Annotated in this window: 14 protein-coding genes; 5 read left to right on the forward strand and 9 right to left on the reverse strand. The window is 60.2% G+C overall.

Features of this window, described 5'->3' with window-relative positions; genetic code table 11:
- Nucleotides 1–71: 71 nt before the first annotated feature.
- The 9 genes from FHT92_RS27725 to FHT92_RS27765 all read right to left on the reverse strand — a co-directional run bounded on the left by FHT92_RS27725 (nucleotide 72) and on the right by FHT92_RS27765 (nucleotide 9,802).
- A complete protein-coding gene (locus tag FHT92_RS27725; RefSeq protein ID WP_183743307.1) occupies nucleotides 72–1,142 on the reverse strand; it encodes an ABC transporter ATP-binding protein in 1,071 nt (356 codons plus the stop codon).
- Between the two features lie 71 nt (nucleotides 1,143–1,213).
- Entirely contained in the window at nucleotides 1,214–2,515 is a 1,302-nt protein-coding gene (locus tag FHT92_RS27730) for a D-tagatose-bisphosphate aldolase, class II, non-catalytic subunit (protein ID WP_183831255.1), read from the reverse strand.
- Nucleotides 2,512–3,468, reverse strand: coding sequence for an SIS domain-containing protein (locus tag FHT92_RS27735; RefSeq protein WP_183831257.1), 957 nt, complete (start codon nucleotides 3,466–3,468; stop codon nucleotides 2,512–2,514). The genes FHT92_RS27730 and FHT92_RS27735 overlap by 4 nt, the downstream gene beginning before the upstream one ends.
- Nucleotides 3,469–3,479: 11 nt before the next feature.
- Nucleotides 3,480–4,337 carry a carbohydrate ABC transporter permease gene (locus tag FHT92_RS27740; RefSeq protein ID WP_183831259.1) on the reverse strand — a complete coding sequence of 286 codons (858 nt, stop codon included), beginning with the start codon at nucleotides 4,335–4,337 and terminating at the stop codon, nucleotides 3,480–3,482.
- Nucleotides 4,337–5,254: a carbohydrate ABC transporter permease gene (locus FHT92_RS27745; protein WP_183831261.1), complete on the reverse strand. Its 918-nt coding sequence runs from the start codon at nucleotides 5,252–5,254 to the stop codon at nucleotides 4,337–4,339. Before FHT92_RS27745 ends, FHT92_RS27740 begins: the two co-directional genes overlap by 1 nt.
- Nucleotides 5,251–6,507 carry an ABC transporter substrate-binding protein gene (locus tag FHT92_RS27750; protein ID WP_183831263.1) on the reverse strand — a complete coding sequence of 419 codons (1,257 nt, stop codon included), beginning with the start codon at nucleotides 6,505–6,507 and terminating at the stop codon, nucleotides 5,251–5,253. The genes FHT92_RS27745 and FHT92_RS27750 overlap by 4 nt, the downstream gene beginning before the upstream one ends.
- A 27-nt stretch (nucleotides 6,508–6,534) precedes the next feature.
- Entirely contained in the window at nucleotides 6,535–7,497 is a 963-nt protein-coding gene (locus FHT92_RS27755; protein WP_183743297.1) for an N-acetylglucosamine kinase, read from the reverse strand.
- Nucleotides 7,494–8,288, reverse strand: coding sequence for a DeoR/GlpR family DNA-binding transcription regulator (locus FHT92_RS27760; RefSeq protein WP_112542294.1), 795 nt, complete (start codon nucleotides 8,286–8,288; stop codon nucleotides 7,494–7,496). The genes FHT92_RS27755 and FHT92_RS27760 overlap by 4 nt, the downstream gene beginning before the upstream one ends.
- Nucleotides 8,289–8,485: 197 nt before the next feature.
- Nucleotides 8,486–9,802, reverse strand: coding sequence for an alpha-glucosidase/alpha-galactosidase (locus tag FHT92_RS27765; RefSeq protein ID WP_113146033.1), 1,317 nt, complete (start codon nucleotides 9,800–9,802; stop codon nucleotides 8,486–8,488).
- A 104-nt stretch (nucleotides 9,803–9,906) separates the two neighbouring features.
- Here FHT92_RS27765 and FHT92_RS27770 point away from each other — a divergent pair, with 104 nt between their 5' ends.
- The 5 genes from FHT92_RS27770 (at nucleotide 9,907) to FHT92_RS27790 (ending at nucleotide 14,754) form a co-directional block, all read left to right on the forward strand.
- Nucleotides 9,907–10,761, forward strand: a complete 855-nt coding sequence (locus FHT92_RS27770; protein ID WP_183831265.1) for a helix-turn-helix domain-containing protein — start codon at nucleotides 9,907–9,909, stop codon at nucleotides 10,759–10,761.
- A 192-nt stretch (nucleotides 10,762–10,953) separates the two neighbouring features.
- Nucleotides 10,954–11,712 (forward strand): FadR/GntR family transcriptional regulator, encoded by a 759-nt coding sequence (locus tag FHT92_RS27775; RefSeq protein WP_183743291.1) that lies wholly within the window; start codon nucleotides 10,954–10,956, stop codon nucleotides 11,710–11,712.
- Nucleotides 11,713–11,735: 23 nt separating this feature from the next.
- Nucleotides 11,736–12,710 (forward strand): sialic acid TRAP transporter substrate-binding protein SiaP, encoded by a 975-nt coding sequence (locus tag FHT92_RS27780; protein WP_183831267.1) that lies wholly within the window; start codon nucleotides 11,736–11,738, stop codon nucleotides 12,708–12,710.
- 60 nt (nucleotides 12,711–12,770) lie between these two features.
- Nucleotides 12,771–13,343 (forward strand): TRAP transporter small permease, encoded by a 573-nt coding sequence (locus tag FHT92_RS27785; protein WP_183831269.1) that lies wholly within the window; start codon nucleotides 12,771–12,773, stop codon nucleotides 13,341–13,343.
- A 4-nt stretch (nucleotides 13,344–13,347) separates the two neighbouring features.
- Nucleotides 13,348–14,754, forward strand: a complete 1,407-nt coding sequence (locus tag FHT92_RS27790; protein WP_183831271.1) for a TRAP transporter large permease — start codon at nucleotides 13,348–13,350, stop codon at nucleotides 14,752–14,754.
- The last annotated feature ends 1 nt before the right edge of the window (nucleotide 14,755 follow it).

Raw genomic sequence — 14,755 nt, forward strand, 5'->3', positions numbered from 1 at the left:
GAACCGTTAATGCGAAGTGCGGCGTGGCGATCATCGCCGCGCCGTTTTCGTTCAGTGGCCCAAAGGAGCTGCTAGCCGATCGACAGGCGCTTTTCGCTTTTGGCGTCGAAGAGATGCAGTTTGGTGAGATCAGGCATCATCCTGACGGTATCGCCAGCCTGCAGGGAAAGCCGGTCTCGCACCGTTGCCACTAAGGGATCCGATCCAAGCTTGGCGTTAATCTGGGTTTCAGCGCCTGTCGGTTCGATGACCGCCACCTCGGCGCTCACGCCTTCCGGGCTGACGATCAGATGTTCCGGACGGATGCCGTAGACCACTTCCGTACCACGCGCTGCCGCGGCAGTCTCCGGAAGCGGCAGGTGCGCTCCTCCGTCTGCGATGAATTCAAGCGGCCCGGACGCGCTGATCTTGCCTTTGATGACGTTCATGCCCGGCGAACCGATGAAACCGGCGACGAAGAGATTGGCCGGCCGGTCGTAGAGATCGAGCGGTGAGCCGATCTGCTCAACATAACCATCGCGCATAACGACGATGCGGTCGGCCATGGTCATGGCTTCGATCTGATCATGCGTCACATATATGGTCGTCGTTTTCAGTCGCTGATGCAGCTGCTTGATCTCGGAGCGCATTTGCACGCGAAGCTTGGCGTCGAGGTTGGACAACGGCTCGTCGAAGAGGAAGACCTGTGGCTGGCGCACGATTGCGCGGCCCATGGCAACACGCTGCCGCTGGCCGCCGGAGAGATTTCTCGGGTAGCGGTCGAGGAGATGTTCGAGGCCGAGGATCTGCGCCGCATCGCGGACACGCTCTTTGATCTGCTCTTTCGGCGCTTTCGCCAGTCGCAGCGAAAATCCCATATTCGCTTCGACCGTCATATGCGGATAAAGCGCGTAGGACTGAAAGACCATGGCAATGTCGCGCTCCTTCGGAGCGACATTGTTGACGACCTTGCTGCCGATCGAAACATTACCGCCGGAAATCTCCTCAAGCCCTGCGATCATGCGCAGCAAGGTCGACTTGCCGCAACCGGAGGGTCCGACGAGGATGACGAATTCTCCATCGCGGATGTCGATGTCGACCCCGTGCAACACCTCGAAGTGACCATAGTTCTTGCGGACATTCGCCACGTTTACGGACGCCATAATTGTCTCCGGCTGAAAAATCTGATTTCGGATCTGCGTTCGCTCGGAAAGAGCGACATGCGACGCCTCTTCTACCGAGGCGCCGTCGCGGTGGCGTAAGGAGCCAGCGCCGCGTCAATGGCAGCTAGGCAAAGATCGCGGGCTTTCGGCACGACACGCTTTTCAACCACATCAGGGTAGAGGCGAGCGAGATGCTGGCTGATTAGCGTTTCCGGGATCGCCTCGGGCAGCCGGGCGAGCAGTTCGTCGACTGCCGTTGCTGCCCGCGCGTCGGGCCAATAGTACCGGATGCGATCGCTATAGCTGAAATGTCGCTGCAGGCGCTGTTCGTCAGTCGTGCCGCTGTAATGGCCGGACCAGTGGCTGGGCTGAGCAAGCATGATCTCCTCCATGGTCACCGCCAGCCGGCCGGCTCTCTTGTCCCCGGAGAGAATAGCGGCGATCGCGTCGAGGCCGTAGAGCGCCTCCCGCAATGCAAAGGTCAGGCCGGGGCCGACTTTCAGGATCGCAAACCCGCCGTCGACCAGGGCCGAGAGCGCGGCTGCCGGCTGGTAGTCGGTGGAATGGGCTTCGAAAAGCAGTCCCTTCATCCCGTCGAGCGCGGAGATCAGCTTTTGCGCGCGCTCGGGCCTGTAGAGCGCGACATTGGCGTTGCCGAACTCGACGCCCGGCTGGACGACGATGGCGACTACCCGCTCCAGTGCGTAACCGACCCCAGCCTGGGTAAAAGCCTCACGATGAACGTCAAGCGTCTTCACGGCGGCCTCCCGTCGCGTGACCTCGATCTCGTCCAGGGCATGTGTGGCGCCACCCGGCGGCGGCACTTCCGTGCCGATGATATAGACCGGCGGACGACGGCCGCTGCGGCGGGCGGCGTCTTCGGCGGCCCCTGCCAGCCGCGCGGCTCTTGCTGCGGTCAGTTCATCGGCAAGAGCCACAGGTTCGTCGGCGCAGCCCATTGATGTGTCGAGATGCAGCTTTTCGAAGCCGGCTTCCACATATGCTCTTACCATGGCTTCGGCGCGTGCCATGGCATCGTCAGCGCTGAGTTTCCGCCACGGGTTCGGGCCGAGATGGTCTCCGCCGAGAATGATGCGCGCGGCGGGAAAGCCGACGCTTGCCGCAATTCGTTCGATGAAGGCGCGGAAATCCGCCGGCGTCATACCGGTATAGCCGCCCTCCTGATTGACTTGATTACAGGTTGCCTCGATCAGGACCACGTCGCCCTGCCGGGCGGCACGTCGCAATGTTGCCTCGATGACCAGCGGATGGGCGGAGCAAACGGACGTGATGCCACGGGGCAGGGGCAGCCCTCTGTCCCCGAAGAGTTTCGCCAGAGCAATCTGGCGATTTTGATCGACCGCGGCGCTCATGCGAGTGTGACAACTTTAGTGAGATGACGCGGTGAGACCGTATCGATGTGGCGTGCCTGAGCGGCACGTTCGCCGAGGATCTGCAGCGCGGGCAGAACGGCGAGCCCGGCGAGCGACAGATCGACATCAACAGGAAGCGCCAGGTCGCCGGGGCCGCCGAAGCCGATGACGACGGCGCCTTTTTCGCGCAGCTCGCCAACCAGCTTGGCCTCGGCTTCTCTCTGGTCCGAACTGTAGAGCACGATAATCGCCGTCTTCTCGTCGACGAGGCTGATCGGCCCGTGGCGATATTCGAGCGGATGGAAGGCCTGCGTCATGAGCTGGCTCATCTCCATAAGCTTCAATGCACCTTCAAGCGCGATGCCGAAAAGCGGTCCACCGCCGAGAAAGACGAAGTGCGAACGGTCCTTGATGATATCGGGCAGGGAAGCGTCGAGCGTGTTCGCAAGCTGCCTCGCCGATGCGACGATCGAAGCCGGCACGGTCTGACCGATCATCTGCAGGCTGAGCAAGACCATGAGGCTTGCCGACACCGTCATGACGATGCCTTCGTCCGGATGGGTTGGCGAGCAGATCAGCTGGTCGCAATTCCTGGCGAGTGCGCTTTTGGGCTCGACCGTGACGGCAGTAACGAACGCGCCGGCAGCGCGGCTCGCCTTGGCCGCAGCGACCGTTTCCGTCGTTTCGCCGCTGCGCGAGAGCGCAACCACATGGGTCTTCTGCCATTCCGGCCAGAAATAGGAGGGGCGGTTCAGCCACTCTGCGCCGGGCACCGCAATCGCCCTGCGCTTGAGGCTGTTGGCATAGGCGGCCAGAGACAAGGCAAGGTTAAAGGAGGTGCCGCAGCCGATAAAGACGAGGAGGTCGTCCGCCTTGCTGCTTGCCGTATTCGAGCCGATGGCTTTTTCCCAATAGGGGAACTGCTCGAAGATTACCTTCTCGGTCGTGTTCATGATGTCTCCGATTATTTGACCGAACCAGCCAGCAGGCCGCTGACGAGGTACCGGTTGAGAAAGATGACGACCAAAGCAGGGATAACGATCGCAATCGATCCGCTTGCCGTGATCAGCCCGTAGTCGATGAAGTTCTTGGTGACGAATTCAGGAATGAGAACCGTCAGGGGTTTCGTAGCCTGCGGTGAGAAGATGAGGGGGACGAGGTATTGGCCCCAGGCCCCCAGGAAGGTGAGGATGGCGGCCGCCGTCAGACCGGGTCCGGCGAGCGGCAGCACGATGTTGACGAAGATGAAGAGGCGGCCTGCGCCATCGAGCTGTGCAGCCTCTTCGAGTGCGATCGGAAGCTGCTCGAAGACGCTGCGCAACAGCCAGAGGGAGAGCGGCAGATAGGCCGAGACATAGATCAGCGAGACGCCGGTATAGGTGTCGACCAGATGCATTTTGATCATGATCTGATAGAGCGGGATGAGCACCGCATAGGCAGGGATGGCGAGTGTCGCGACGACAGCACCGAACAGAAGGTGACGCCCGGGAAAGCGCATCCGGGTGAAGGCGTAGGCTCCGAGTGCCGAGATCGCGACGCAGAGAGCCGTGGCGGCCGCAGATGTGATCACGCTGTTGAGCAGCGCAGCGCGGAACTGCTTCCACACTTCCACTCCGCCGATCCGCGCAATGTTGATGCCGAGCAGGCGCGAATAATGGTCGAGCGTGAAATGCTGCGGGAAGAAATGGATCGGCCGCGTGGAAAAATCTTCTGTCGGCGTCACCGAACTTGCGATCGTCCAGTAGATTGGACCGAGCGACCAGATCAGCAGCACGGCAAGACCCGTCCATATCATCAGGCGATAGAGAATGGTTGGTTTCATCAGTCGAACCGTGTGTTGCGATAGACGCGGAGGACGTAGACCAGCGAGACGAGCAGCGACACCAGGGTAATGACTACCGACAGCGCCATCCCGTAGGAGAAGCGAAGGTTCTGGAACGTCTCGAGATAGATCTGCACGAGGATCGGCCGCGTTTCGAGACTTGATCCGGCGAGCACCCAGGCCTCGTCGAAGAGGTTGAAAGCGTTGACAGTTGCATTCGTCATGGCGACGGCGATGGCGCTGCGCACGAGCGGAAGCGTGACCAGGCTGAACATCTGCACGCGCGTCGCGCCGTCGATACGGGCAGCCTCATAGAGATGCGCCGGAATGCTCTGCATGGCCGCCAGCACGATGACGATCGTCAACGGCATCATGCGCCAGACATGCACGACGGTGACTGCGATGATCGCGCTCGTCCGGTCATTGAACCAGACATGGTTTTCGAAGGGCAGGCCGAGTGCGACGAGAATGCCGTTCAACAGGCCAGCGCCGGGCTGATAGATCCATAGCCAGATGACGGAGTTGACGACACCGGGAAGCGCCCAGGGCAGGATGACGGCGGCAAGCACCCACTGGCGCCCGACCTTCATCTGATTGATGAGCGCTGCAGCCAGCACGCCGAAGATGGTTTCGGCAGCGACGGCGAAAACGACATAGACAAGGGTATTCGTCCAGGTCGTCGCCAGCTGTCCGTCCGACAGCATGCGGGTGTAATTTTCCAGTCCGACAAAGGGCGTTCCCGCCTGCATTGGATTGACCCGGTGCAGCGAGTCCCAGACCGTCCGGCCCATCGGATAGAAGACAAGTGCTGCCATTGTCACAAGGATCGGCAGTACCAGCAGCAGGCCGAGCATCGTGTCGGCATTGAAGCCGACACTCCGCTTGGCTGCGATACCTTCGACAGTAGCTGTCGTCATTGCGCCATGGCCTGCTTGGCGGCGTCGGCGATGGCCTGCATGGCCTGATCAACCGTCATCTGATCCTTCGCCGCGCTGTTGATCGCCGTGTTCACCGCGCTTGAGAACTGCGGATACCACGGCGGCGTTCCCTGCTGGAACAGCGGCTCGACAGTCTTCGACTGCGCAACGAGCGCATCGCCGCTTGTCAGCTTGCCGTCCGCATTGAGCTCGGAGAGGGCCGAAGTGCGTGTCGGCAGAAAGCCGTTTGCCGCGTTCTTCTTCTGGAACTCCTTGCTGGTGAACCATTTGACGAAGGCGACTGCCGCTTCCTTGTTCTGCGAGACGTTCGGAATGGCGAGTGCTTCCGGAAGGCCGAAGCTGCGGGTCTGGCCGCTTTCGGTCGGCACGAGGATCGCTTCCACCTGGCCGGCGACCTTCGACTGTTTCGGATCGTTCATCTGACCCAGGCGACCGGGTTCGCCCGAGATCATGATGCTGGTCAGGCCCTGGGCGAACATGCTCTCGTTGATCTGGCTGTCTTTGAGGCCCGTCGAGGCCGGGTCGACCAGACCATCCTTCAGCAGGCTCAGTTCGAAGGCGAGCGCCTTATAGCCGGCTGAATCGGGGGTGAGGAAAAGCGGCTTGAAGTCCTTGTCGAAGAGTTCGCCGCCGAAGGCCTTGGTCAGCAGATACCAGCTGGTGGAGGCACCCTCCGTCGCCGAGAGCGGCAGGCCGATTGGATAGGTGGAGATGCCCTTTTCCTTGATCTTTTTGGCGGCAGCGACCAGCGCGTCGAGCGTCTTTGGCGTCTCGGTGACGCCGGCATCCGTGAAATGCTTCTTGTTGATGAGCATGACGCGGAAGTCGTTGGTATAGGGCACGCCGAGCAATTGGCCGTCGACAGTGAAGATCTTGGCGACGCCGATGTCAGCGACCGTATCCTTGTCGATCACATTGTTCAGCGGCATGTACCAGCCGGCAGCGCTGAACTGTCCCGTCCACGACCAGTCGAATTCGGTAACGTCGGCCGGTGCCGTGCCGGCGACCAGCGCCGTTACCAGTTTCGGCCGGATGTCGTCCCAGGAGAGTGTCTGGAGGTCTACATGGATGCCGGTCTCGGCTTCGAAATCGGCCGCTACCGTGGCGCCCTGCGGCGATGGCATGAGGACCGTGATCGACTGGCCGGCAAGTGGCTTGGCATCGTCTGCCAACGCAGGCAGACCAATCACAAGGGCGGCTGAGGCAAGCAAAGGCAATATCAATTTACGCATGTTCCCATCCTTCTTTATCGTTGACAGTCATTGTCTTGATCGTGCGATCACGGCTTCAGCCTCGACCGCGATTTGCCCGAACCAGCGCCCATCAAGCTGCCAGTCGAGGAGTTGGGCGGCAGCCAGAAGCGCGCCGCCAATGGGAGGAAGTGCAGGTGCGATCGCGCGCCGGCCGATCCGCCGTTCGACCGCCTCGAGCAGGAGACGGCTGGAAAAGGTGCCGCCCGCATAGGTCCAGTCGGTTCCGCTCTCGCAATGGCCTGATATCGCCCGGTGGTGCTTGGCAAGCTCGTCGGCCGCCTTTTCGATCAGGCCAATCGCCCCTTCGTCACCCTGCTGGGCAATTCGGTCGACGAGGATCGAGAGCGCGGCAATACCGGCGCGCGGCCTTGCGAGCCCGTCGATCCAGCTGCCGAGCGCATTGATCGGATCGGAAATGTCGAGCTTGAGGTGATCATAAATCGCCTCTGCCAGCACAGTCGGTTTGGCACGCCCATCAAGGCTCTGGCTGATGAGATGCAATGCTGCGCGGCCGATCCAGTAGCTGCTGCCTTCGTCGCCGATCACATCGCCCCAACCGCCGACGCGTGCGGAGGCACCTGTGCCGTTGCGTGCCCAGGACATGGAACCGGTCCCCGACAGGACGAGTATGCCCGGGCGCCCGGCAAATGCGCCGAGATGGGCGGCGTCGACATCGTTGAGGACAGTTCTGCGGATATCCGGGAAGGCTTCATCGATGCATCGCTTCTGGAGAGCGGAAAGATGCGCAACTTCACCATAAGCAGGCAAGGCAGCGCCAACGGCGGCCAGTCCCGGCTCATTGCGGAAAGGTTCGATATACTTCTCCAGTTCCCGCCGCCAGTCCGGGTTGTCCATCGGATTGACGCCGCCGCCAAGCGCGGTGCGCAGAATCCTGCCGTCTTTGTCGGCCAGAGTGACGAGCATCTTGCTGCCGCCGCCGTCGATGCCAAGGATCAGCTCGTCGCTCATTCTTTTGCTCCGAGCTCGGCATAGGTTGCATCGACACCGAAATTGGCGAGTTCGGCGCGCCATTGGGGCGCCAGGCCCTTGTCGGTGATGAGTTTTGCCGCATTCAGCGGCGCGACTTTGTAAGTCGCCATCGTCCCGAATTTCGAGGAATCAGCGAGAACATAACCATTGGCAGAGCGGGCGAGCATGCGCCGGTTCAGACTGGCTTCCGCGCTGTCGACACTATAGATCGCCCCATCCGGGCTGATGGCGCTGGCACCCAAAAAGAGCTGATCGAACCAGATCGTTTCCAGCATTGCTTCAGCCTGCGGGCCGACGAGAGAGGCATTTTCACTGCGCAGATGGCCGCCGAGAAGCACGACTTCGAGATGCGGAATGTTCAGGAATTCCTGCGCGACGATCAGGCCGTTGGTAAAGATGCGCAGCGGCATCGGATTGATGCGGATCAGCCGGGCAAGCTGAAGAACCGTCGTGCCGGCATCGAGGAAGATCGCCGTGCGCGGCAGAAGCTTTTCATAGGCCGCGTTCGCGATCGCGCGCTTGGCCGAAAGATGGCGCTTTTCACGCTCCTGGAAGGCCAGTTCGACCGATGACCCTTCGGCGATGCGGGCTCCGCCGTGCACCCTGTCGATCGCGCCGTCCTGCTCAAGAACCTGCAGGTCGCGCCGGACTGTTGCGAGCGAAGCGCCGACCGCATCGGCCAGATCCTGAATGGTCGAAAAGCCGTTCGCATAGAGATGGCTGCGGATGGCATCGAGCCGGTCAGTTTTCACGCCGCCAGTCTGATTCACGGATCGCCCCCTGCTGTTTATCCTTTATTTGCGTCAACGTTCCCACTCAATACGATCAATGTCAATCAAGATTCTGATCGTTTGTGATCTTTTTGCGGACCGCGACGGGGATTTAAAAGACAAACAAAAGCACGCCCTCCCGAGGGATGGCGTGCTTCTTGACGACTAGCATTCTGGTGGTCGCGGCTCTGACGGCCTCAGTGGTATTTCGGCAGCAGATCGCCGTGTGCTTCGATCAGGTCGTCAACCAGGCCCCAGATCTCATCCGGCGACAGTTCTGCCGATGTATGCGGATCAAGCAGCGCGGCCTGATAGATGCGATCGCGCTTGCCTGTCAGCGCCGCTTCCACGGTCAGTTCCTGAACCGAGACACTGAGCTTCATGACCGCGGCAAGCTGCGAGGGAATTCTGCCGATGCGGGTCGGCTGGATACCGTTCCGGTCCACATGGCAGGGCACTTCCACGATACATTCGGGCGGCAGGTTCTCGATCAGGCCATTGTTGGGAACGTTGCCGTAGATCAGTGCGGGGTTACCTGTGACGGCAGCGTTGATGATGCCTGCGGCATATTCATTGCTGCGGCAGACCTCGATCGGCTTGTCGCCTTCGAGATCGCGGCGCAGGGCATGCCATTCGGAAATCTGCCGCTCACAGCGGCTTATATATTCGTCGAGCGGGATGTTGAGCTTGTCGATGAGCTCGGGACGGCGGTCCTTGATGTACCAGGACGTATATTCGGAGAAATGCTCGCTGGATTCCGTGACGAAATGGCCGAGCCGCTTCAGCACATCGAAACGCACCCGGTCGTCGTCCGGCACGCGTCCCTCGCCGGTGAGGGCCTTCAGGCGGGGATAGAGATCTTCGCGCCGGCCATCGGCATGCAGCTTCTCGTATTTCAGGAAGAAGGCGACGTGGTTGATGCCAGCCGAGATGTAATTGATGTCTGCAATGTCTTCGCGAAGGCAGGCGGCGAGATGAGCGGCGGTATGTTGCACGCTATGGCAAAGGCCGACCGTACGGATACTGGGTGCCAGCTCCTTGATCGCCCAGCAATTGATTGCCATCGGGTTCACATATTGCATCAGCAGCGCGTCGGGGCAGACCTCTTCCATGTCGCGGCAGATCGCCTCCAGCACAGGAATGGTGCGAAGTCCGCGGAAGATCCCGCCGATGCCGAGCGTATCGGCAATGGTCTGCCGCAGCCCGTATCGCTTCGGTACGTCGAAATCCGTGACAGTCGCAGGCTTGTAGCCGCCGACCTGCATCATCAGGATGACGAAATCCGATCCGCGCAGTGCCTCGCGACGATCGAGGGTTGCCTCGACTTTGACTTTCGTCAGGTCGAGCGCCTCGCAGATGCGTCGCGCCACGATCTCCGACGTCTTCAGCCGCTCCGGGTCGATATCAAAGAGGCTGATCACATAATCACTGCCCGAGGGTGTGGAGAGCACATCCCCCAGAATGTTCTGCGCAAAAACGGTGCTGCCCGCACCCACGAGGCAAATCTTCGGCATTTCGGTCTCCCGTAAATTAAAACCGTCATACTGGTGCCTCTTCCAAATCAGAATTTCTTCCTGTTATTGGAGGGAGTATTCCCGGATCGAAGCGCAGGAAGGACATGACGGACGATCAATTCAGCAGGAGCGGCGAGTGGGCGGGATCGCCGCGGAGCTTCCTGATCGAGCGCCACACGGCTGATGCCATGAGTGCCGCGCATTGGCACGACCATGTCGAGATCAATCTGCTTCTCGATGGCGCCATGACTTATCTCTTCAATGGCCGGCAGGAGAGGGTGGAGGCCGGGCGTCTTGTGCTCTTCTGGGCGGCCATTCCCCATCAGACAATCCTGGTGACGCCGGAAGCGCCGCTCATTTGCGTCTACCTTCCGCTCGTCGACTTTCTCGCGCTCTCCATCGATAAGAAGGCGAGACAGGCAATCATGCAGGGTGCCTTCGTCGTCGAGCCTCGCCGCCGCGAGACGACGCCGGCCACGGTCTCTGCCTGGGTCGAGGAATGGGACAGGGGCGATCCCGTCCGGCGTCAGCTGATCGCCGACGAGGCCAAGCTCAGGGTGCGCAGGCTCATCCTTGATCACGCCGATGATCGAGGCTCGTCCGCTGCAGCCGCTGCGACCCCGGTAAGCCCCGCCATCCGCCACTCAGAGGTGTTGACCGATCTGATCAATCGGCATTTTTCCGAACCGCTTAACCTGGTGGATCTCGGAAGGCGCGCCAACGTGCATCCAACCACAGCCAACCGGGCGTTTCGCGATGTGCTTGGCATCTCCGTAATGGAATACCTGACACGCTACCGCCTCGCGCGAGCGATGCAGCGACTGGCCGAGACGGAGGACTCGATCCTGGAGATTGCCCTCGACTGCGGCTTCGGCTCCAGCAGCCGGTTTTACGACATCTTCAAACAGCGAACCGGCACGACACCGCGACAGTTCCGTCTGTCGCTCGGTAAGCCGTAGCGTGTATCCTGATCGGAGCGCGGTCGAGGAATTGCAAATGCGGGCACGATCTGCTTCCCCCATCAATTGAGCAGCCTGGTCTGAGTGCATGCGTCCGATTGACGCACAACTTTCCCGATGGTAGTTTGAGGTTAATTGGTCAGGCCAGTTGACCAGTTGTGCGTTTGAGGAGAAGCGCGCCGGGAGGCCACAATGTTTTCGGCAGTTGAATCACGCCGCCTCTACAGGCAGGTGGCAGACCAGATTCGTCTGATGATCATCCGAGGCGAACTCGCTGTCGGCCACAGGCTGCCGGCTGAGCGCGACCTTGCGGAGCGGCTTTCGGTTTCGCGCCCCACGCTTCGCGAAGCGCTCATCGTGCTGGAAGTCGAGGGTTACATCAATATCCGCATGGGCTCCGGCATCTATGTCACACGCAAATCTGCGGCCGAAGCGATCAGTAACTACCGTGAACCGGTAGAAGGGCCCTTCGAACTGCTGCAAGCCCGCGCGATCATCGAGTGTGCGATCTCAGAGGAAGCTGCAAGGAACGCTGGTCCACAGGACATTGCCCTTCTCGACAAGGCGCTGAACGCGATGAGCGGCGTGGTTGAGGACGCGCGCGCCGTGCTTGTCGCCGACCGCGCCTTTCATACCGGCATTGCGGCAATCGTCGGCAACGCGACCTTGCTCCGCGTCACCGGTGAGTTGTTCGACATGCGCATGACGCCGTATTTCGAAAAGCTTGCCAGCCATTTCGAAGGACCGGTGTCATGGCGCACCGCGCTGGAAGAACACCGGGTTATCCGCGACGCGATCGCCGCTGGCGATACGGCAGGAGCGAAGGCCGCCATGCGCACGCATCTGACGAATTCGCAGAAGAGATTTTCCGAAAGCTTCGGGGAGGAGTTTTCGGGCGAGGAGGGGCGCGGCCATCCGGCCGGGCCAAACAAGGGAAACGCAGGCATTTAACGAGATCTCAGGAGGAGAGAGCGATGAAGCTGAAACTGACGACGATACTCTGCACCGCCGCCGCAATCATGGCGACGACGGCAATCGCACACGCACAGACCGTGCTTAAATGGGCGCATGTCTACGAGACCTCTGAACCGTTCCATACGGATTCCGTCTGGGCCGCCGACGAGATCAACAAGCGCACCAACGGCCGTTACAAGATCGAGGTCTATCCGGCTTCGCAGCTTGGCAAGGAAGCCGATATCAATCAGGGCCTGAAACTCGGGACGGTCGACATCATCATCTCCGGTTCGAGCTTTGCTGCCCGCGACTACAAGCCGATCGGCGTGACCTACTTCCCTTATATTTTCCGCAATCCTGAACACCTAATCGCCTACACGAAGAGCGACGTCTTCAAGCGCCTCGCCAAGGGCTATGAGGACAAGACCGGCAACCATATCGCCGCCGTCAGTTACTACGGCACGCGCCACACAACGTCCAACAAGCCGATTGCCAAATGCGCCGATATGCGGGGCCTGAAGATCCGGGTGCCTGATGTTCCTGCCTACCTCGCCATGCCACGGGCTTGCGGCGCCAACACCACGCCGATCGCCTTTGCTGAAGTCTATCTGGCACTTCAGAACGGCACGGTCGAAGCTCAGGAAAACCCGTTGACGACGATTGAGGCCAAGAAATTCTACGAAGTCCAGAAGAACATCAGCCTGACCGGCCATATCGTCGATCATTTGAATACGGTGATCTCGAAGACGCTCTGGGCCAGCCTTTCCGATGAAGACAAGAAGATCTTCGGCGACGTCATGCAGGAAGCCGCTGAGCGCACGACCAAAACCATTGAGGGCAAGGAAAACGGCCTGATCGCCACCTTCAAGGAAAAAGGCCTCAGTGTCACCGAGGTCGATAAGGCCGATTTCGAAAAGGCAGTGATGGAAAAGGTCAAGTTCGAGGACTTCGGCTACGATAAAGCAGATTGGGAAGCGATCCGCGCCATCCAGTAAAAGCACAACGGCGCGCGGGACGCTGCGCGCCCTTCTTCCTCAACCGGAACAGGGCCGATCATGTCGCAAGAAATACATACTCCAATCACCGCCGAGGAAATCGGCCACGAGTTCGAAGGGCATGCGCCCACCGCCAATGTCTCGGATTACGCCGTCGAAGACTGGATCACGCTGATCGTCTTCTGGCTGATGGCCGGTTGCGTCTTCCTGCAGTTCTTCACCCGCTATGTGCTCAACAACAGCTATGCCTGGACCGAGGAAATCGCCGTCAACTGCCTGATCGGCGTTGTCTTTCTAGGGGCCGTTATGTGCGTGCGCACCTCGCGCCACATCCAGGTGGACGTCTTCTACCATTACATGCCTGCAGGCCTTGCGCGCCTTCTCGCGACCTTCGTCGATATCGTCCGCATCGGCTTCTTTGCCTATGGTTGCTATCTGATGTGGCGTTATGTTCAGATCGTTGCCGACGAGCAGATGGTCACCGTCGATCTGCCGCGCAACATCGTGTTCTACAGCGTGCTTGCGGCCTTCGTGCTGATGCTGATCCGCGCGGTGATCGTCTTCATCGCCAATATGCGCCGCGGCTATTCCGTTCTGGAGCGCCCCGAAGAATTCCACGCTGTCGAAGGATGACCTGATGCTGCTCTTGCTTGGTTCATTTCTGCTGCTGATGCTGATCGGCGTGCCCGTCGCAATCTCGATGGCCGTCGCATCGGTTCTCTACATTGTCCTCTATGGCATTGCCCCTGACATCATCGTCGCCCAGCGCATGATCGCGGGTGTCGAAAGCTTCCCGCTACTCGCTGTTCCCTTCTTCATCCTTGCTGGCAATCTGATGAATTCTGCCGGAGTGACCGGCCGCATCTATTCCTTCGCCGTCGCGCTCGTCGGCTGGATGAAAGGTGGTCTCGCGCAGGTCAACATCATTGGCTCCGTCATCTTCTCCGGCATGTCGGGTACGGCGCTGGCCGATGCAGCCGGCATCGGCACGATCGAGATCAAGGCGATGAAGGATCACGGCTACCCGGTCGAGGCTGCGGTTGGGGTGACGGCGGCATCCGCGACGCTTGGCCCGATCTTCCCGCCGTCCTTACCCTTTGTGATCTACGGCATGATGGCGAATGTCTCGATCGGCGCTCTTTTCATGGCTGGCATTCTGCCCGGCATCGTCATGACGTTGCTGATGATGATCACAGTCGCCGCCTTTGCTTATGTGAAGCGCTGGGGTTCCGATGCGCCGTTCGACGTCAAACAGTTACTTTCGGCCGGAATGGAGATTATCGTCGTCCTACTCGTACCGTTGACGATTTACCTGATGACGCGATCCGGTGTATCGATGAACGCTGCGGCGGGTATTGCCCTTGCCGTGCTTCTGGTGCTCGATTGGTATTTCCGTTTTTCCGCCGTCATGGCGCTGATGACGCCGGTCATCCTGATCGGCGGCATGACCATGGGCTGGTTCACGCCGACGGAGGCGGCCGTCGCCGCTGTCCTCTGGTCCCTATTCCTCGGCCTTGTGCGCTACCGAACGATGACGCTTTCGACGCTCGCCAAGGCAAGCTTCGACACGATCGAGACGACGGCTTCGGTTCTCTTCATCGTCACTGCCGCCTCGGTCTTCGCATGGCTGCTGACCGTCAGTCAGGCCGCGCAGCTTCTGTCCGATGCTATCCTATCCATCACTGACAATAAGTGGATTTTCCTGATCCTGGTGAATCTGCTGATGCTCTTCGTCGGCTGTTTCCTGGACACGATCGCGGCCATCACCATCCTCGTGCCGATCCTTCTGCCGATCGTTGCGAAGTTCGGCATCGATCCGGTGCAGTTCGGCCTCATCATGACCCTGAATCTGATGATTGGCCTGCTTCACCCTCCGCTCGGCATGGTGCTTTTTGTACTGTCGCGGGTGGCGAAACTATCCGTGGAGCGCACGACGATGGCGATCCTGCCCTGGCTGGCGCCGCTCTTCATCGCCCTGATCCTGATCACCTTCATTCCCTCCGTATCCCTCTGGCTGCCACAGCAGCTCGGGCTTCTGAAGTAGG

This window comes from Rhizobium sp. BK377 (assembly GCF_014193935.1).
Lineage (GTDB): Bacteria > Pseudomonadota > Alphaproteobacteria > Rhizobiales > Rhizobiaceae > Rhizobium.

What these genes read in the sequence shown, in the direction of transcription:
- FHT92_RS27725 (WP_183743307.1), bottom strand. Translation starts at nt 1,142, where the DNA reads ATGGCGTCCGTAAACGTGGCGAATGTCCGCAAGAACTATGGTCACTTC.
- FHT92_RS27730 (WP_183831255.1), bottom strand. Translation starts at nt 2,515, where the DNA reads ATGAGCGCCGCGGTCGATCAAAATCGCCAGATTGCTCTGGCGAAACTC.
- FHT92_RS27735 (WP_183831257.1), bottom strand. Translation starts at nt 3,468, where the DNA reads ATGAACACGACCGAGAAGGTAATCTTCGAGCAGTTCCCCTATTGGGAA.
- FHT92_RS27740 (WP_183831259.1), bottom strand. Translation starts at nt 4,337, where the DNA reads ATGAAACCAACCATTCTCTATCGCCTGATGATATGGACGGGTCTTGCC.
- FHT92_RS27745 (WP_183831261.1), bottom strand. Translation starts at nt 5,254, where the DNA reads ATGACGACAGCTACTGTCGAAGGTATCGCAGCCAAGCGGAGTGTCGGC.
- FHT92_RS27750 (WP_183831263.1), bottom strand. Translation starts at nt 6,507, where the DNA reads ATGCGTAAATTGATATTGCCTTTGCTTGCCTCAGCCGCCCTTGTGATT.
- FHT92_RS27755 (WP_183743297.1), bottom strand. Translation starts at nt 7,497, where the DNA reads ATGAGCGACGAGCTGATCCTTGGCATCGACGGCGGCGGCAGCAAGATG.
- FHT92_RS27765 (WP_113146033.1), bottom strand. Translation starts at nt 9,802, where the DNA reads ATGCCGAAGATTTGCCTCGTGGGTGCGGGCAGCACCGTTTTTGCGCAG.
- FHT92_RS27770 (WP_183831265.1), top strand. Translation starts at nt 9,907, where the DNA reads ATGACGGACGATCAATTCAGCAGGAGCGGCGAGTGGGCGGGATCGCCG.
- FHT92_RS27775 (WP_183743291.1), top strand. Translation starts at nt 10,954, where the DNA reads ATGTTTTCGGCAGTTGAATCACGCCGCCTCTACAGGCAGGTGGCAGAC.
- FHT92_RS27780 (WP_183831267.1), top strand. Translation starts at nt 11,736, where the DNA reads ATGAAGCTGAAACTGACGACGATACTCTGCACCGCCGCCGCAATCATG.
- FHT92_RS27785 (WP_183831269.1), top strand. Translation starts at nt 12,771, where the DNA reads ATGTCGCAAGAAATACATACTCCAATCACCGCCGAGGAAATCGGCCAC.
- FHT92_RS27790 (WP_183831271.1), top strand. Translation starts at nt 13,348, where the DNA reads ATGCTGCTCTTGCTTGGTTCATTTCTGCTGCTGATGCTGATCGGCGTG.